This is a genomic window from Micromonospora sp. WMMD558 (assembly GCF_049315255.1).
In the GTDB taxonomy this organism is placed as follows: Bacteria; Actinomycetota; Actinomycetes; order Mycobacteriales; family Micromonosporaceae; genus Micromonospora.
Genome location: NZ_CP186061.1, coordinates 3,632,431 through 3,650,076, shown reverse-complemented (window position 1 = coordinate 3,650,076; position 17,646 = coordinate 3,632,431). Strand labels below are relative to the sequence as shown.

Below are 17,646 nucleotides of genomic sequence, written 5' to 3'. Positions count from 1 at the left end.
CCTCGCGCTCACCGGGCCACCGCCTCGGCGGCGGTGCGGATGGCGTCGACCAGGATGGCGAGGCCCTCGCGGGCCTCGTCCTCGGTCAGCGTGAGCGGCGGGCCCATCCGCAGCACGTTGCCGTGCAGGCCGCCCTTGCCGGCGAGCAGGCCGCCGGCCCGGCACGCCTCGAAGACGCGGGTGGCCAGCGCCGCGTCGGGCTCGCCCGTACCCGGCCGGACGAACTCGACGCCGAGCATCAGGCCCTTACCGCGAACCTCGGCGACCTCCGGCAGGTCGCCCACCGCGGCGCGCAGTCCGTCGGCGAGGATCGCGCCGACGCGGGCCGCGTTCGCCTGCAGGTCGTGGTCGAGCAGGTAGTCCAGGACGGCGTTGCCCGCCGCGGTCGAGACCGGGTTGCCGCCGAACGTCGAGAAGCTGATGGCCGGCACCGACTCGACCACCTCGGCACGGCCGACGACACCGGCGAGGGCGAAACCGTTGCCGATGCCCTTGGCGAAGGTGAGCAGGTCCGGCGTGACGCCGTGAGCCTGGTAGCCCCAGAAGTGCTCGCCGGTACGCCCCCAACCGGTCTGCACCTCGTCGGAGACGAGCAGGATGCCGTGCTCGTCGAGCACCTTCTTCCAGGCGGCGAAGAGCCCGTCCGGGCCGTGCACGAAGCCGCCGACGCCCTGGATCGGCTCGGCGATCAGGCACGCCACGTCACCGGCGGTCTGCGTGGCGAGCACCTCGCGCAGGTCCTCCACCGCCGCGTCGACCCGGTCCGCCTCGGGCAGCCGGGCCAGCAGGCCGCGCAGCCGCTCACCGGAGTGCAGCCAGGCCACCTGCAGCGGGTTCAGCGGGCTGGCCGACCAGCCGCGGTTGCCGGTGACGCCCATCGCCGCGTACGACCGGCCGTGGTAGCTGTTGCGGACGGCCAGGACCTGGTGGGAGCGGCGGTGGTTGGTGGCCATCAGCAGCGCCGCCTCGTTGGCCTCGGTCCCCGAGTTGGTGAAGAAGACCCGCGGGTCCGGGATGCCGGAGAGCCGGGCCACCTTCTCGGCCAGCTCCACCTGCTGCCGGATCAGGTAGAGGGTGGAGGTGTGCACGATGCCGGTGCTGAGCTGGCGCTCCACCGCCTCCCGGATCTCCGGGATGTCGTAGCCGATCATGTTCGTCAGCACGCCGCCGAAGAAGTCCAGATAGGTGCGCCCCTGCGCGTCGGTGACCCGGCGGCCCTCGCCGGAGACGAGTTCGAGCGGCTCGGCGTAGTAGAGCGGCATCCAGGACGGGAGCACGGCCCGGTGCCGGGCCAGCAGGTCGTCGGCGGTCATCGTGGCGCCTCCCAGCAGTTGCGGTTACCGCACGCTCTCATCAGGCCCGGCTCGGGACAACTGTCACCGTGTAGCGCACGCGCCCCGGCGACCTGACAGCACGTCAGCTCCGGACGTTGACGCATCACCTGGTCGGTATGTCCGGGTCCGCTGTCGCCCGGTGTGCCGGATGTCCGGTTCGGCGGGTGACCGGCGGCACCGTCGCGGCGGAATGGTGGCCGGGCCGGGGTCGTTACATCACCTGGACGATCGAGCAGGGCCGCCGCCCCGAGCGGGCGCGATCCCCGGCCCACCGGCCGGAATGATGGCGGCCCGGCGGTCGTTACACATGGTCCCGGCGCCGTGAGGGCCCCCCGCCCCGCGTGGTCGCCGGTCCGGACACCCGGGACATCGCCGGTCCGACCCCCTCGGACCGTGCCTGCGAGCCCGGACGTCGCATCCGTTCGCTGATCCCCCCTTCTTGTCGGCGCGGGTGCCCTTCCCCCGAATGGAGCTTCTCGTGATGAACACGATGCTGCGTAAGAGCGTTCTCGGTATCGCTGGTCTGGCCGTCGCCGGTGGTCTCGCCGCCGGCCCGCTGAACCACGACACCACCACCGCCGGCACGGTCGGCACCACGTCGCTCGCCGCCACCGTGCAGGCTGACACGGTGGACAAGAACACGCTGATCCCGCACGGTGTGCAGGGCAAGCAGTCGCGTATCGACCTGGACGACGAGCAGATCGGCAACGTCAAGGCGATCATCGCGGCGACGAAGAAGGCCGACATGGACGAGCGGGCCGCCGTGGTGGCCATCGCCACCGCGTTGCAGGAGTCGAAGCTGGTCAACCTGGGTCACCTGGGTGAGCGCAACGACCACGACTCGCAGGGCCTGTTCCAGCAGCGCCCGTCCAGCGGGTGGGGCACGGTCGAGCAGATCACCGACCCCGAATACTCCACGCTGGCGTTCCTGAAGGGTCTCAAGCAGGTCGACGGCTGGCAGGACATGCCGCTGACCAAGGCCGCCCAGACCGTGCAGGTGTCGGCCTACCCGTTCCACTACGCCCAGTGGGAGACCCAGGCCGCCGACCTCGTCGCCGAGCACTGGAACAACTGACAACCGAAGTCTTTCCTCGACAGGGGGAACCACGCCGCTGGCCGGCACCCGAACCCGGGTGCCGGCCAGCGGCGTTTGTGCAAGGAAGGGCACCTTGTTAACGCCTGGTGTTGTACAAGGGTCCCTTCCTAACACCTCAGCCGGCGGCGGTGTCGCGGACCGCCTGGGCGAACACCTCCGAGCGGTGCTCGAAGTTGCGGAACCGCCCGTAGCTCGGCGCGGCCGGCGACAGCAGCACGACCCCGCCGACCGGCGTGACGTCGCGGGCCAGCCGTACGGCGTCGACCAGGTCGTCGACGACCTCGCAGCGCACCTTCGGCAGCCCGTCGAGCGCCGCCACGATACGTGGGCCGCTGTCCGGCACGCCGATGACGGTGATCTCCCGTTCGGCGAGGTGCTCCCGCAGCGGCGTGTAGTCCAGGCCGCGGTCAGTGCCGCCGACGATGACCGTGAGCGGCCGCCCGTCGTACGCGTCGATCGCGTGCATGGCAGCGTACGGGCTGGTGGCGAGCGTGTCGTCGACGAACGTGAGCCCGGACGGGTCGACGATCTCGGTGAGCCGGTGGGCGAGGCCCTGGAACTCGGCGACCGCCACCGCGAGCGTGTCCCGCCGGGCGACCACGTCGACGCCGAGCGCGTCGAGCACGGCGAGCGCCACGCACAGGTTGCCCTCGTTGTGCCGGCCCACCAGTGGCAGGACGGCCCGCGCGAAGAGCGGCTGGTCGCCGAGGTGGAACCAGGGCGTGCCGTCCGGGCCGGTCGCCACGTGGGTGGTGTCCGGGGTGCCGGCGCGTACGGCGGGCCGGTCGCCGAGTTCGGCGGCGAGTCGCGCATCGGCGCCGTTGACGACGATCGTCTCCGGGTGGTGCGCCAGCAGGTTGAGCTTGTCGCGGTAGTACTCCCGCTCGCCGCCGTGCGCGTCCAGGTGTTCGGGGAACAGCGCCGTGACCACGGCGACCCGCGGCGAGTCGGCCAGGTCGCTGCACTGGTAGCTGGACAGCTCCAGCACGTACAGCTCGGCCTCCGGCAGGTCCAGGGTCGGCACGCCGATGTTGCCGCCGAAGACGTTGGGCCGCTCCACCGCGGTGAGCAGGTGGCTGATCAGGCTGGACGTGGTGCTCTTGCCCTTGCTGCCGGTGACGCCGACGGTGCGTGCGGCGTGGTCGGCCAGCCACAGGGCGGTGCCCTGGGTGACCGGGACATCGCGCCGCCGCAGCTCCACCAGCCACGGGTGCGTGTTCGGCACCCCGGGTGAGCGGACCACGACGTCGGCGGCGAGCAGCCGATCGAAACCCGCCTCGCCGGTGACCAGCGGCGCCGCCTCGGCGAGGGGCCCCTCCCAGGGAAGGCTGAGGAAGGAGCGGCTGTCGTCGACCGCGACCAGGTCCGCCGGGCCGTGCGCGGCGATCGCGGTCACGGCGGCCCGGCCCTCGCGGCCGGTGCCCCAGACGGCGACTTTGCGTCCGCGCAGGTCAGACAGGCGCACGTGCTCTCCTCGGGATGTCGGCGACGTCGGCGGGCGGGTCCGGCGCACTCGGGCACGGCGGACGAACCAGGGCCTAGTATGGCGTGTGCCCAACGAGCAGCTCCGGCGGATGGACGCCTTCACCTTCCCGTCCTACTCGATCGACCTCTCCACCGGGGAGGTGTTGTTCGACTACGCCCTGACCGGGCCCGACGGCGAGCAGCGCTTCACCGAGGTGGTCACCCTGCCGCTGCCCGACGCGCCCCCGTCGGACGAGACGGTCGCGACCCTGGGCCGCGTCCTGGAGCTGCTGCACGTGGTGGCGGGCGTCAGCTACTACAAGACGGCCGCGCCGCGCCGGCTGGTGCTGCCGGCGCCGCTGGGGTCGGCCGCCGTCGAGCTGGTCACGGCCGTCTACACCAAGGGCCTCGGGGAGTACGCGTACCGCAACGCGCTGCCGCACGTGCTGGAGCTGCGTCCCGAGGTACCCGCCGGTGAGGTCGCACCGGCCGTCGGGTACGACACCTACGGCCGGCGGCCGCTGTCGGCGGTCGGCGGCGGCAAGGACTCGATCGTCAGCCTGGAGGCGCTGCGCCGGGGCGGTTTCGACCCGGTGCCCTTCTCGGTCAACCCGAACCGGGTGATCGAGTCGGTGAACGCGGCGTCCGGGCTGCCGGCGCTGGCCGCCCGCCGGCGGATCGACCCGGTGCTGTTCGACCTGAACGAGGCCGGCGCGCTCAACGGTCACATCCCGGTCACCGCGATCAACTCGCTGATCGCCGTCGCGACGGCGGTGCTGAACGGCCTCGGCCCCGTGGTGATGTCCAACGAGCGCTCGGCGTCGGACCCGAACCTGGTCTGGGACGGGCACGAGATCAACCACCAGTGGTCCAAGGGGGTCGAGGCGGAGGGGCTGCTGCGGGCGGCGCTCGCCGAGCACGCCGGGCTCACCGACCCGTACTTCTCCCTGCTGCGCCAGTTGTCGGAGCTGCACATCGCGCGGTTGTTCGCGTCGATCGACCGGTACGACGACGTGGTGACCAGCTGCAACGCGGCGTTCAAGCTGCGCGGCGCGAGCGAGCGCTGGTGCCGGAACTGCCCGAAGTGCCGGTTCGTCTTCCTCGCGCTGGCGCCGTTCATGCCGCGCGAGCGGATCACCCACATCTTCGGCGGTGACCTGCTCGCCGACCCGGTCCAGCTGCCGGGTTACCGGGAGCTGCTCGGCGTGGACGGGCACAAGCCGTTCGAGTGCGTCGGCGAGGTCGAGGAGTCGGTGGTGGCGCTCAGCCTCCTCGCCGAGCAGGAGCAGTGGCGCGATGCCCCGGTCGTCCGGGCCCTCGTGGACGCCGTCCCCGAAACGGCCTGGCAGGCGGCAACCACCTCGGACGTCCTCACCCCCGGCGGCCCCACCTTCACCCCCACCATCTACGCAAAAACCCTGGACTCCCTCACCTAACCCCACCCTCCCCCCACCCACCCCCCCCCACCCACCCCACCCACCCACCCACCCACCTTGCCCGCCGCGGCCCCGCCCGGGTTGATCATGAAGTTAGCGGGTCCGAATCGGGACGAACCAACCCGCTAACCTCATGATCAACAGGTAGGGGCGGGGCGCTGGGTCGGGAGTTAGGGGGTGCGGATGGCGTCCAGGGCCAGCAGGGCCACGTGCAGGGAGAGGCAGGCGTCGACCGAGTCCAGGTCGACGTCGAGGATGCGGCCGATCCGGGCCAGGCGCTCGTAGAACGCCGGGCGGGACAGGTGCGCGGCCGCAGCGCCCGCCGACTTGTTGCGGCCCTGCTCCAGGTACGCGCGCAGCGTGCCCAGCAACTGCTCCCGGGGGTGCTGGGCGTCGTACGCGAGCAGGGCCCCCAGCTCGCGCTCGACGAACGTCTGCACCCGGGGCTCGTCCCGCAGCAGGTGCAGCAGGCCGGCGAGTCCCACGTTCGGCAGCCGGAAGACCGGCAGGTCCCGGCGGTCGCGCCGGGCGGCGTCGGCGATCTGGCGCGCCTCGACCAGCGACCGCCGCGCCTCCCGCAGGCTGCCCACGCCCGAGCCGGCGGCGATGACGACGGCGGCGGACGGCACCAGCCGCACGGGCGCGGCACCGCCCCGCGGCACGCCCCCCACGCCCGACGCCTCCCGGGGTGCCGGCACACCGCCGCCACGGGTCTCCTCGTCCGGACCGGGCGCGGCACGGGAGGGCTCGGCCGGCCGGGGCACGTGCGCGTCCGGGCGGGTGCGGCGCAGGGCGGCGGCGAAGGTGGCGAGCGCCCGCTCCTCGGACGACGCGTCCGGCAGGGCGAGCAGCGCCCCCACGGCCTGGTCGTCGAGGGCGCTGGTCAGGGCGGTGAGCTTCGCTTCGCGGACGGCGTGCCCGACCGCCTCGGCGAGGTCCCGCAGCCGGGCCGGCCCGGCCTCCGGCGCGCCCGGGGCGAGGCCAGGTTCGCCGGCCGGTTCGTGGCCACCGTCGCCGGCCGGGTCGTCGGTCCGGTACCGGACGACCACGCCCACCAGGTGCCGCCGTTCCAGCACCACGCCGAGAGCCCGCGCCCGCAGCGCCACCTCGTCCACCGGCCGGGAGTGGTCGAGCAGAGCGGTGAGCAGGGTGCGGTGCAGCTGCCGCTCCAGGCCTTCGGCGTCGCGGCGGATGAGCCGCCCCAGCGCCAGGGTCGACGCCGCCCGCTCCACGAGGATGGTCAGCCGGGTCGGCGGGCTGTCCGGGGTGCCCGCGCCGGCCGCCGGCTCGCCGGGTCGGGCCCCGCCGGTGGGCGCGTCCCGCCCGGACTCCGACGGCCGGCGCGGGCCACGGGTGGTCAGTTCGCCGTCGCCGGGCCAGCGCAGCAGCAGCCGCCCCCAGTCCTGCCCACGGGCCCCGACCATGGTCACCAGCCAGCCGCTGTCCGTGTCGTACGCGGTCCGCCCGGCCGGCCGGATCCGCCGCGAGTGCTGCTCCCAGCCGTCGAGCAGCAGTTCGGCGCTCTCCCCCGCCGGGTCGTACGCGAGCACCTGCCGGGACAGGTTCTCCAGCACCACCGGGCATCCGGACAGCTCGGCGGCCTGCCGGACCACCTCGCCCGGACCGGCGCCCTCCACGGACAGTTCGGTGAACCGCTGGTGGATCTCCTCGGTGGCCCGCAGCTCGGTGAGCTGCGCGTCGACGATCAGCGCGTGCACGGCCTCGGTGATCCGCACGAACGGCGTGGCGCGCCGCAGCTCGACCAGGGGCAGCCCGCGCCGCTCGGCGGCGGCCGCCATCACGCGGGGTACCCCGCTGAGGTACCGGCGGCCCAGCTCCACGACGAGGCCGGACACCCCGACGTCGGCCAGGTCGCCGATGAACGCCCGCAGCCCGGTGTCGTCGGCCGGTAGCCCGATCCCGGTGGTCAGCACCAGTTCCCCACCGCCGAGCAGGGTGGCGATGTCGGGTACCTCCGCCACGTGCACCCAGCGGACCGGCCGGTCCAGCCCGGCGTCGCCCGCGACCAGGCGCGGCGCGCCGTGCCGCACCGGCTCCAGCGCGAGCACCTCACGGACGGTAGGGAACACGGCCGACACGCTACCGTGAGTGACCTCGCAACGCTCACCCCTGGTGGTCCGCCCGGTCACGGACGGAGTGGCCGCGGCACCACCGTGCCGGTGCGGCGACGGTGGTCCGGTCAGAGCGGGTCGTCGCGGCCGAGTTCCCAGCAGGCGACGGCGGTGGCGGCGGCGACGTTGAGCGAGTCGACGCCACGCCGCATCGGGATCACCACGCGGACGTCACTGGCGTCCATGGCCGCCCGGGTCAGGCCGGCGCCCTCCGCGCCGAGCAGCAGGGCCGCCCGGGCCCGTTGGCCGGCGTCGAGGTGCTGGATCGGCACCGCGTCCGGGGCGGGGGTCATCGCCAGCACGGTGAAGCCGGCCGCCCGCACCTGGGCGAGCGCGTCCGGCCAGGGGTCGAGTTTGGCGTACGGCACGGCGAACACCTCGCCCATGCTGACCCGGACGCTGCGCCGGTAGAGCGGGTCGGCGCAGGTCGGCGAGAGCAGAACCGCGTCGACGCCGAGACCGGCGACCGCCCGGAAGATCGCGCCGAGGTTGGTGTGGTTGTTGACGTCCTCCAGGATCACGACGCGGCGGGCGGCGGCGAGCACCTCGGCCGCCGGTGGCAGGGGGCGACGCCGGAACGACGCCAGCACTCCCCGGTGGACGTGGAATCCGGTGGCCTGTTGCAGGACGTCCGGCGTCGCGGCGTAGATCGGCGCGTCCCCGGTGTCCAGGTCGGCGAGCTGGTCGGTTCGTTTGGCGTCCACCAGGTACGACCGGACCGGGTAGCCGGCGCGCAGCGCGCGGCGGAGCACCAGTTCGCCTTCGGCGATGAACAGGCCGTGCGGTGGCTCCCAGCGGGTCCGCAGTTCCACGTCGGTGAGGGCGCGGTAGTCGCCGATCCGCTCGTCGTCGGGGTCGGTGATGAGGTGGACGGGCACCCGACGATTCTGCCGGACGGCCCGCCGCCTCCCGCAGACGCCGCCCGCCGGCCGGTTACCGGAACGTCCTGAGGGGCCGGCACGGCATCGATCAGGTTGAGCATCTTGGTCGGCCGACGCCGCCCCGGACATCGAGGTTGAGCTTTCCGGAAACATTCCGTTAGCATCGATCTGCGCGGATGGGCACCCCACCGGAATTCTCGCAGGCACCCGGGCAGCCTGCGGCGGGTCGCGCCCGGCGCGGATGGGCAGCGCCGGCGGAACCCCGCACCCACCATCCGACCTCCCGGAAGGCATTTCGCCATGAGCAACCCACCGGTCCCCCGTGCGGACCGACCGAGCCGGGCCCGCGCCGCCCGACTCCTCGCCCTGACCGCAGCGGTCACGGGTGCCCTGGTCGGCGCGACCGTCGCCCTCGCCCCGACGGCCAGCGCCGGCACGACACTCGGCGCGTCCGCCGGCGAGAAGGGCCGCTACTTCGGTGCCGCGGTCGCGGCGAACAAGCTGTCCGACAGTACGTACGTGGGCATCCTGAACCGCGAGTTCAACTCGGTCACGCCCGAGAACGAGATGAAGATCGACGCGACCGAGCCGCAGCAGGGGCAGTTCACCTTCACCAACGCCGACCGCATCGTCAACCACGCCCGGTCGAACGGCATGAAGGTGCGGGGCCACACCCTGGCCTGGCACTCGCAGCAGCCGGGCTGGATGCAGAACATGTCCGGCACCGCGCTGCGCCAGGCGATGCTCAACCACGTCACCCACATGGCCACCTACTACCGCGGCAAGATCGATTCCTGGGACGTGGTGAACGAGGCGTTCGCCGACGGCTCCACCGGCGCCCGCCGCGACTCGAACCTCCAGCGCACCGGCAACGACTGGATCGAGGCGGCGTTCCGCGCCGCGCGGGCCGCGGACCCGAACGCGAAGCTCTGCTACAACGACTACAACACCGACGACTGGACGCACGCGAAGACGCAGGCCGTCTACCGCATGGTCCAGGACTTCAAGCAGCGCGGCGTGCCGATCGACTGCGTCGGCCTCCAGTCGCACTTCAACAACCAGTCGCCGTACCCGAGCAACTACCGCACCACGCTGTCCAGCTTCGCCGCGCTCGGCGTCGACGTGCAGATCACCGAACTGGACATCGAGGGGGCGTCGGCGGACACCTACCGCCGGGTCGTCGAGGACTGCCTCGCCGTCGCCCGCTGCAACGGCATCACGGTCTGGGGCATCCGGGACACCGACTCGTGGCGGGCCTCGCAGAACCCGCTGCTCTTCGACGGCAGCGGCAACAAGAAGCCCGCGTACACCGCGGTGCTGAACGCCCTCAACGGCGGCGCCACGCCGCCGCCCAGCACCACGCCGCCGCCGACGACCCCGCCGCCGTCGACGCCGCCGCCCAGCACGCCCCCGCCCGGTCCCGGCGGCTGCTCGGCGACGGTGTCGCTGCAGACCTGGACCGGCGGCTTCGTCGCCACCGTACGGGTCACGGCCGGCTCCGCCGGCACCAACGGCTGGGCGGTCAACCTGACGCTTCCCGGCGGCGTCACCCTCGTCAACACGTGGAACGCCACACCGAGCGCCAACAGCGGGGCGGTCCGGTTCAGCAACGTGAGCTACAACGGCCGGCTGGGCTCCGGCCAGACCACCGAGTTCGGGTTCCAGGGCAACGGCAACGCCGGCACCCTGACCCCGGCCTGCTCGGCGAGCTGACCGGGCCGGCGCCCGGTGCGGGTTCCCCCCTCCCCGCACCGGGCGCCACCCTTTCGTGGCGTTTCGTCCGGTCCGCTCCGGGAACCCGCCCGCCGCAGGCGCGAGCGGAGGGACCGATCAGGTGAGCATGGACGGCGACAGGTACATCCCGGCCGCCCCGTGGCCCCTGCCCCGCGACGCCACGGTCGCGGACCACATCGTGCAGCGGATGGCCTGCTGGGGCGTGCGCCGGTACTTCGGCTATCCGGGCGACGGCATCAACGGCATGACCTCGGCCCTGCAACGCACCCACGAACAGGCGCACTTCGTGCAGGTCCGGCACGAGGAGACCGCCGGCTTCGCGGCGTCGGCGCACGTCAAGTACGGCGGCGGCCCGCTCGGCTGCATCCTCGTGACCAGCGGTCCCGGCGCGATCCACGTCCTCAACGGCCTGTACGACGCCAAACTCGACCACCAGCCGGTCGTCGCGCTGCTCGGTCACACCGCGCTCACCGCCGAGGGCGGCGGCTACTACCAGGAGGTCGACCTGCTCGCCCTCTACAAGGACGTCGCCGCGGCGTTCCTCGCGCAGGTCGACCACCCCGCCCAGGTCCGCCACCTGGTGGACCGGGCCTGCCGGACGGCGCTCGACCGCCGTACCGTCACCGCCCTGGTCCTCCCCCTCGACCTGCAGGACAAGCCGGCGGTGCCGGACCCACCGCACGCGCACGGCTACTACCACACCAGCAGCGTGCCGAGCACCGGCCCGACCGTGCCGCCGGAGGCCGACGTCCGCCGCGCCGCCGAGGTGCTGGGCAGCGGCGAGCGGGTGGCGATGCTCGTCGGGCAGGGCGCGCTCGGCGCCGAGACCGAGGTACGCGAGGTCGCCCACCGGCTCGGTGCGGGCGTCGCGACCGCCCTGCTGGGATTCGCCGCCGTCGACCACCGTGAGCCCTGGGTCACCGGCGCGATCGGCCTGCTCGGCACCCGGCCGAGCTGGCACCTGATGAACCACTGCGACCGGCTGCTCATCGTCGGCAGCAACATGCCGTACTCCGAGTTCTATCCGCCGCCCGGGCAGGCACGGGCGGTGCAGATCGACCGGGACGGCACGCTGATGGGGCTGCGCTACCCGACCGAGGTGAACCTGACCGGCGACGCCGCACCCACCCTGCGGGCGCTGCTGCGGGAGCTGGGCCCGGGGCCCGGACCGACGAGGTGGCGGGAGACGATCACCCGGGAGACGGCGGCGTGGCGGCAGGCGCAGCGCGACCTCGCCCAGCAGCCCGCCGACCCGGTCAACCCGCAACTGCTCTTCGCCGCCCTGAGCGACCGGCTGCCCGACGACGTGATGCTGGCCGTCGACTGCGGAACCGCGACCGCCTGGTACGCGCGCCACGTCCAGGTCCGCCCCGGGATGCTGGCCAGCCTGTCCGGCACGCTGCTGTCCATGGGCGGCGCCATGCCGTACGCCCTCGCCGCCAAGTTCGCCCACCCGGACCGCCCGCTCGTCGCGCTGATCGGCGACGGCGCGATGCAGATGAACGGCGTCAACGAGCTGATCACCGTGGCCAAGTACTGGCGCGGCTGGCCCGACCCGCGCTTCGTCGTCCTGGTGCTCAACAACCGGGACCTGGCGTTCGTCAGCTGGGAGCAGCGGTCCACCGAGGGCACGCCGATGTTCCCCGACAGCCAGCAACTGCCCGACATCGGCTACCACCGGTGGGCGGAGGTGCTCGGACTCGGCGGCGAACTCGTCGACTCCCCCGACCAGATCCCGGCGGTCTGGGAGCGGGCGTTGACCGCCGACCGGCCGACCGTGATCAACGCGCTGGTGGACCCCGCCGAGCTGATGCTGCCCCCGCACTTCACCGCCGACCAGGCCCGCAAGACCGCCGGGGCGCTCTTGCGCGGCGACACCGACTGGGCGGGCATCCTCCGGCGGGGCCTGCCCGCGACGGTCGCCGCGTACAAGCCGCGCCGGGGTTGAGCGCCGTCGGTCAGTCGCGCTTCACCGCGGCGACGAAGACCCCCCAGGCGTACGGCTCGAAGCGCAGCGTCCCGCCGTCGCGGTCCTTGGAGTCGCGCACCAGCACCACACCCGGCAGATTGTCGGCAACCTCCACACAGGACCCACCGTTCGAACCCGAACGGGTCGACGTGCGCCATCGGGCGGCGTTCAGATCCATGGCCTCGCCACCTCCTCGATCAGTGTGAGCGACTGACTCCGCGACAGCGCTTCGCCACGAACCGTCTCCCACATCCCTTGAAGGGTAACGATGTCCTCGGCCTGCGCGACGACCTGTGCCCTGACCTGCTGGTCAAGATGAGCCACTGCTGATCCGTCCGGCAGCGTGGCCAGGATGAAGCCGCCCTGTAGTCCGGGATGCAGGCCGGCGGTCGCCGGTATCACCGCCACCTGGATGTTCGGTTGCCGCGCGCGGTCGAGCAGCAGCCGGAACTGCTGCGCCATGACCGAGGCGTGGTTGACCATCGGGCGACGGAGCGCCATCTCGTCGATCACCACGAGCATCTGTGGCGGGTCCTCCCGCTGGAGGATCTCCTGACGGGTGAGCCGCGCTGAGACCAACTGGTCGACCCGAGCCGCAGGCAACGGGACCCCGGCGAGCGTGGCGCGGGCGTAGGCCTCGGTTTGCAGCAGCCCGGGAAGGTCGGCCGGTTCGTACCAGCGGAGCGGGACCGCTTCCCGTTCGAACTCGATCCATTCGCGCAGCCAGACCGGGGCGGCGTCGTCCTTGACCAGGTCGGACCAAAGCCGGACGAACAGCCCGCCGGTGTCGAGCGCCTTGTCGATCGCGGCGAGGTAGTCCTCCCGGGGCGGCCGGGTGCCCAACTCCACGGCGCTGACCTGCTTGCCGGAGAAGTGCGCCCGCTCGCCCAACTCGTCCTGGGTGAGCCCGGCCAGGGTGCGCTGGCGGCGCAGTTCGGCCAGCAGGAACTCCGACGCGGACACGCTCATCGGTTCTCGATCCCCTCTACGCCGACCCGCCGCGATTCGCGGCCGTTCTCCGGCAGAGTGGCCAGGCTCCCCGGCGACCTGCCGAAGCTTCCGAGCGTAACGGTGTCCTCACCAGACTGTGCGCGTGCGGCGCCGGATCGGTCCGTCCCCCGGCCGATCCGGCGCCGCTCCGAGGAGGCGAACATGATGGACGGTGATGTCGGCCCGCACGCCCTACCCGTCGCGCTGCCGGAGTGTGGCGACTCGGCGGCGACGCGGATCGAGGTCTACTCGGCCGACTCTCTCGACGCGAACGCCTACACCTGCCACGTCCACACCGACGAGGCCCTCGCCGCGATCGGCCGTGCTGGGCTCCACGGGCACCCGGTGCCGCTCGCCCCCGACATCACCCGGCCCTGCGGACACGTGCACGTCTACCCCACCGGCCAGTTGGGTGACCGGCACAACCCGGGCCATCCGCCGTGGTGCGACCGGGCCGGCTGCACCACCCGTGGCCAGCACCGGTCCGTCCAACTGCCGATCAGCGTCGGCCAGCCGGAGGCGGCCATCGCCTATCTGGCCCTCACCCGGTGCCTCGCTCCGGCCCTGGAGCCGGCGCTGACTCTCACGGTCGTCGACGGCGACACCGGCACCGAGGTCGTGCTGTCCCTCGGGCAGGGTCGCGTCCTGTCGTACCGGGTCCGCCGACTGCTCGACCTGGCGACCCGACACCCCGGCAGGCGACCGCGCCGGTAGTGCCCCATCGGTCGACGGCGGCCCGCCTCGGTTCACCGAGCGCAACGGACGCTGGGAGGGCGCTGCACACGAGGAGCCCGCTAACCGGGGCGAGGGCTGGACAATGATGAAGCGCCCGTTCGAGGGCCGCCCCGGCTGCGGTCCATCGGCCCGGCTGCCCTACTGCGGCGGGTACTGCTGCGGCGGGTACTGCTGCGGGGGCGGCGCGACCTGGGTCACCGTCGTCGTCGAGCGACTCTTCGACTGGGCGAACCACCAGTGGATCGGCCAGATCACCCAGGCGATGCCGCAGGTGAACAGGCCGCCGACGGCGTAGAGGACGTGCATCCAGCCGGGAATCCCGCCTGAAGCCACGGTGGTCTGGTGGTAGCCGATCGGCGGGGGGTACGCCTGGGGCGGGTACGGGCCGGACGCCTGCGGCGGCGGGTACTGCGGGCCCCCCATCGGCGGCGGGTACGAGCCGGCTTGCGGCGGAACGGGCTGCTGCTGATGCTGGGTCGGGTCGTCCGGATACATCGGGCCAGGCTATCGCCGCGGGTCCACATCGGGCGCCCGCCAATCGGGCATGAAAAGCCCCGCCCTCGCCCGACCGCCGACGGGCACCGCGCCGGCTCGTTAAGAAGGGCCCCTTGTACAACGCCAGGCGTTAACAAGGGGCCCTTCCTTACACCTCAGCCGCGGCGGTCGAGCCAGCGGCGGAATTCCTCCAGCGGGTCCTCGGTGCGGTCCTCGCGGCGGTCGTCGCGCTGCGGGCGGCGGTCGTCCGGCTCGGGACGCTCGGTCGGGCGCTGCGGGTCGCCGACCAGCGCCGGGCTGGGCGCGGCGAACGCCTTCTCCGGCTGGCCCGCCACCGCGGTGGCGATCACCCGGGCCACCGCGTCGATCACCTTCGCCTGCACCGGGCCGCCGACGGCGTCGGTCGTGTCGTCGGGGTTGGCGGCGATGCCGGCCACCGCGACCTGCGGGGTGAAGCCGACGAACGTCTCGGTGGCGTTGCCCTCGGAGCTACCGGTCTTGCCGGCGACCGGGCGGCCGTCGAGGATCCGGGTCACCGAGGTGGCGGTGCCGCCGTTGCACTGGCCGAACGGGGACTGCTGGCCGACCGGGCAGCGGGCGGCGTCGGTGGCGGCCCGCGCGACGTCGGCGTCGAGCACCCGCTTGCAGGACGGCTCGACCGACACCGTCGAGCCGTCCGCCGCGGTCACCGAGACCACCGGCAGCGGCTTGCAGTACGTGCCCTCCGCGGCCACGGTGGCGTACGCGTTGGCCAGGTCGAGCGGGGTGGTGGAGGCGACGCCGAGGGTGAAGGCGCCCCAGTTCTCGGCGTTGTTCTCGGCGAAGGTGGCGTCGGCGTCGGCGCGGAAGGTGATGCCGAGGCGCTGCGCCATCTCGACCACCTTCTCCGGCCCGACCTGCTCGGCGAGCCACACGAAGTACGTGTTCACCGAGCGGCCGAAGCCGTCCCACATCATCCGGTACCCGTCCATCCACTCCGGGTTGGCGTTGGCCGGGCACCACCGGCCGTCGCAGGAGCCCTCGCCGTCGGCGGCGTACCGGGTGGGCAGGCGGCTCGGCGCGTCGAAGCCGGTGGACAGCGGCTTGCCGGCCTCCAGGGCGGCGAGCATGGTGAACAGTTTGAACGTCGAACCCGCCTGGTACCCGGCGACGCTGCCGCCGCCGGAGATCAGCGGGTTGACGGTGTTCGGGTGGTTGACCTGCCCGTCCGGGTTCGCGTCGAGGCTGTAGTGCCGGTTGACCGCCAGGGCGAGGACGCGGCCGGTGCCCGGCTCGACGGCGGCGATCGGCAGGGCGCGCTTGTTGTCGTACCCGTAGACGCTGGTCGCCTGCTGCTGGGCGGTGGCCTGGACCTGCGGGTCCAGCGAGGTGACGACGGTGTAGCCGCCGCGGCGCAGCGCCTGCTCCCGCTCCTCGACGGTCGCGCCGAAGGCCGGCTGGGTGAGCCACCACTGGCGCAGGTAGTCGCAGAAGAAGCCCCAGTCGTCGTGTCCGCCGGCCGGGGCGGTGCAGCCGTTGGGCTGGGCGGTGGGGCGCAACGTGAGCTTCTCGGCCTTGGCGGTCGCGGCCTGGTCGGCGGTGGCCGCGCCGGTGGCGACCATCGCGTCGAGCACGTACGCCCGCCGGTCCAGCGCCGCGTCGGCGTCGCCGTCGATCGGGCTGTACGCCTCGGGCGACTGCACCAGCCCGGCGAGCAGGGCCGCCTCGGCCAGGGTCAGGTCGGCCGGCGCCTTGGCGAAGTAGCGCTGGCTGGCCGCCGCGATGCCGTACGACCCGGACCCGAAGTACGCGATGTTCAGGTAGCGGTTGAGGATCTCGTCCTTGCTGAGGCTGTCCTCCAGCGCGTTCGCGTACCGGATCTCCTGGAGCTTCCGCTCGACGGTCTGCTCGGTGGCCGCGGCGCGCTGCTCGGCGGTGCGGCCGGGGTCGTTCTTGAGGACGTTGCGGACGTACTGCATGGTCAGCGTGGAGCCGCCCTGCGCGGTCTCGCCGCCGCGGACGTTGGCGACCAGGGCGCGGGCCATGCCCCGCAGGTCGACGCCGCCGTGGCTGTAGAAGCGGCGGTCCTCGGCCGCGACGATGGCCTGCCGCATCACCGGCGCGATCTCGTCGAGGGGCACGTCCGTGCGGTTGACGTCGTAGAACGTGGTGATCAACGTCTTGCCGTCGTTGGCGTAGAGGTAGGAGCGCTGCGGCGTGGCCGGGGTGCGCAGCGCGTCGGGCAGCGCCGAGTAGCCCCCGAGGGCCGCGCGGGCGGCGAACCCGACCAGCAGGTTCCCCGGCAGCGCGGCGACCGCCAGGATCAGGCCGGCGACGAGGCCGGCGAGCAGCACGGTGAACAGCCGCGCCAGCGGCGTACGGGAGGCCATGGTCCCCAGGATTGCCACGAAAGCCGCCAACCGACCACCCTGAGCAGGCCGTTGTCAGCAACCTCACGGTAAGTAACCAGCCCTCTCCCAGCCGCCGCCGACCTGGTCGATCATGAAGTTGGCGGGTGATGTGGAGATCGACACGCCCGTCAACTCCATGATCGACAGGAGCTGGGGCGTCAGCCCGCCGCCAGGGGGCCGCCGGGGGTGCCGGGGGTGCCGGGGGTGGGGGTGGAGGTTGCCACGCTGGCGTTCGTCGCGTCGCGGATGATGTCGCGCGGCAGCAGGCGGCCGGAACGGTAACCGATGCCGATACCGGCGATCAGCACGAAGATCGCACCGAACGTCTGCAACGAGCCGATCAGCGACCCGCCCAGGCCGAGCAGCGGCGCCGCGATCATCAGCATCGCGCCGTCCCCCATGCTGAACATGCCGGAGCGGGCCACCGCCCAGCCGATCGACAGCCACGCCAGGCTGTAGAACGTCGCGCCGACGAGCACCAGCGTGCGGGCGGTGGTGCCGAAGACCGGCGTCTCCTCCGCCAGGCCGGCGAACGGCAGCATGAGCACGGTGCCGGCGAGGCCCAGCAACAGGCCGGCCACCGCACCGCGGCGGCTGCGGGTCGCCGCGAGCAGGCCGGTCAGGGCGAGCACCGCCAGCAACCCGAGCCACACCGCGACCACCCACCCCACCAGGTAGAGGGGACGCCCGTCGGCCGGGTACGGGTCGTTGCCGATCCCGCCGTCGCTGGCCATCGACACGAGGCCGTAGAGGATCGCGTACGCGGGAAGCAGCCACACCGCCGCGCGGGCCAGCCGTCGCAGCGACCAGGCCCAGGTGGCGTTGGTGGCCGGCGCCGCGGGCGGCGGGTCGCCGACGAACGGCAGCACCCCGAAGCCCCCGCCGGTACGCCGGGTGCCCAGCGGCCCGGCGGGGTCGTGCGCGCCCGGCACCGCCGCCGAGGACCGTGACCGCTTCGCCGGATCCATCATGGGTGACCTCGCTCCCTGC

General features: G+C 73.1%; 14 protein-coding genes. 5 read left to right on the top strand and 9 right to left on the bottom strand.

The features are described from left to right. Window positions 1–8: 8 nt before the first annotated feature. Window positions 9–1,313 carry an aspartate aminotransferase family protein gene (locus ACN26Y_RS17650; protein ID WP_422733041.1) on the bottom strand — a complete coding sequence of 435 codons (1,305 nt, stop codon included), beginning with the start codon at window positions 1,311–1,313 and terminating at the stop codon, window positions 9–11. Window positions 1,314–1,815: 502 nt separating this feature from the next. On the opposite strand from ACN26Y_RS17650, the gene ACN26Y_RS17645 reads away from it, so the two are divergent. Further along, a complete protein-coding gene (locus tag ACN26Y_RS17645) occupies window positions 1,816–2,409 on the top strand; it encodes a hypothetical protein (RefSeq protein ID WP_422734946.1) in 594 nt (197 codons plus the stop codon). 136 nt (window positions 2,410–2,545) lie between these two features. On the opposite strand, the gene murD is transcribed toward ACN26Y_RS17645, so the two are convergent. Next, window positions 2,546–3,895, bottom strand: a complete 1,350-nt coding sequence (gene murD / locus ACN26Y_RS17640; protein ID WP_155331315.1) for a UDP-N-acetylmuramoyl-L-alanine--D-glutamate ligase — start codon at window positions 3,893–3,895, stop codon at window positions 2,546–2,548. Window positions 3,896–3,980: 85 nt separating this feature from the next. On the opposite strand from murD, the gene ACN26Y_RS17635 reads away from it, so the two are divergent. Beyond that, the gene (locus ACN26Y_RS17635; protein WP_422733040.1) at window positions 3,981–5,330 is read left to right on the top strand and encodes a hypothetical protein; all 1,350 of its coding nucleotides are present in this window, start codon (window positions 3,981–3,983) and stop codon (window positions 5,328–5,330) included. Between the two features lie 170 nt (window positions 5,331–5,500). Here the strand turns inward: ACN26Y_RS17635 and ACN26Y_RS17630 are convergent, their stop codons facing one another. Next, complete coding sequence (locus ACN26Y_RS17630; protein ID WP_422733039.1) at window positions 5,501–7,429, bottom strand: PucR family transcriptional regulator ligand-binding domain-containing protein; 1,929 nt, start codon at window positions 7,427–7,429, stop codon at window positions 5,501–5,503. A gap of 101 nt (window positions 7,430–7,530) precedes the next feature. Continuing rightward, window positions 7,531–8,472 carry a TrmH family RNA methyltransferase gene (locus ACN26Y_RS17625; RefSeq protein WP_370463342.1) on the bottom strand — a complete coding sequence of 314 codons (942 nt, stop codon included), beginning with the start codon at window positions 8,470–8,472 and terminating at the stop codon, window positions 7,531–7,533. 171 nt (window positions 8,473–8,643) lie between these two features. Here ACN26Y_RS17625 and ACN26Y_RS17620 point away from each other — a divergent pair, with 171 nt between their 5' ends. Together ACN26Y_RS17620 and ACN26Y_RS17615 are read left to right on the top strand one after the other, a co-directional pair. Further along, window positions 8,644–10,056, top strand: coding sequence for an endo-1,4-beta-xylanase (locus tag ACN26Y_RS17620; RefSeq protein WP_422733038.1), 1,413 nt, complete (start codon window positions 8,644–8,646; stop codon window positions 10,054–10,056). A 127-nt stretch (window positions 10,057–10,183) separates the two neighbouring features. Next, on the top strand, window positions 10,184–12,025 hold the full coding sequence (locus ACN26Y_RS17615) for a thiamine pyrophosphate-requiring protein (protein ID WP_155334136.1): 1,842 nt from the start codon (window positions 10,184–10,186) through the stop codon (window positions 12,023–12,025). A gap of 10 nt (window positions 12,026–12,035) precedes the next feature. On the opposite strand, the gene ACN26Y_RS17610 is transcribed toward ACN26Y_RS17615, so the two are convergent. Both ACN26Y_RS17610 and ACN26Y_RS17605 read right to left on the bottom strand, forming a co-directional pair. Beyond that, on the bottom strand, window positions 12,036–12,224 hold the full coding sequence (locus ACN26Y_RS17610) for a DUF397 domain-containing protein (protein WP_155331310.1): 189 nt from the start codon (window positions 12,222–12,224) through the stop codon (window positions 12,036–12,038). Beyond that, window positions 12,215–13,015, bottom strand: a complete 801-nt coding sequence (locus ACN26Y_RS17605) for a helix-turn-helix domain-containing protein (protein WP_155331309.1) — start codon at window positions 13,013–13,015, stop codon at window positions 12,215–12,217. The genes ACN26Y_RS17610 and ACN26Y_RS17605 overlap by 10 nt, the downstream gene beginning before the upstream one ends. A 183-nt stretch (window positions 13,016–13,198) precedes the next feature. Here ACN26Y_RS17605 and ACN26Y_RS17600 point away from each other — a divergent pair, with 183 nt between their 5' ends. Continuing rightward, the gene (locus ACN26Y_RS17600) at window positions 13,199–13,750 is read left to right on the top strand and encodes a hypothetical protein (RefSeq protein ID WP_422733037.1); all 552 of its coding nucleotides are present in this window, start codon (window positions 13,199–13,201) and stop codon (window positions 13,748–13,750) included. Between the two features lie 159 nt (window positions 13,751–13,909). Here the strand turns inward: ACN26Y_RS17600 and ACN26Y_RS17595 are convergent, their stop codons facing one another. The 3 genes from ACN26Y_RS17595 to ACN26Y_RS17585 all read right to left on the bottom strand — a co-directional run bounded on the left by ACN26Y_RS17595 (window position 13,910) and on the right by ACN26Y_RS17585 (window position 17,624). After that, on the bottom strand, window positions 13,910–14,266 hold the full coding sequence (locus ACN26Y_RS17595; RefSeq protein ID WP_155331307.1) for a hypothetical protein: 357 nt from the start codon (window positions 14,264–14,266) through the stop codon (window positions 13,910–13,912). A 155-nt stretch (window positions 14,267–14,421) separates the two neighbouring features. Further along, a complete protein-coding gene (locus ACN26Y_RS17590; protein WP_422733036.1) occupies window positions 14,422–16,635 on the bottom strand; it encodes a transglycosylase domain-containing protein in 2,214 nt (737 codons plus the stop codon). A 179-nt stretch (window positions 16,636–16,814) separates the two neighbouring features. Next, complete coding sequence (locus ACN26Y_RS17585) at window positions 16,815–17,624, bottom strand: hypothetical protein (RefSeq protein ID WP_370463360.1); 810 nt, start codon at window positions 17,622–17,624, stop codon at window positions 16,815–16,817. Between the last annotated feature and the right edge of the window lie 22 nt (window positions 17,625–17,646).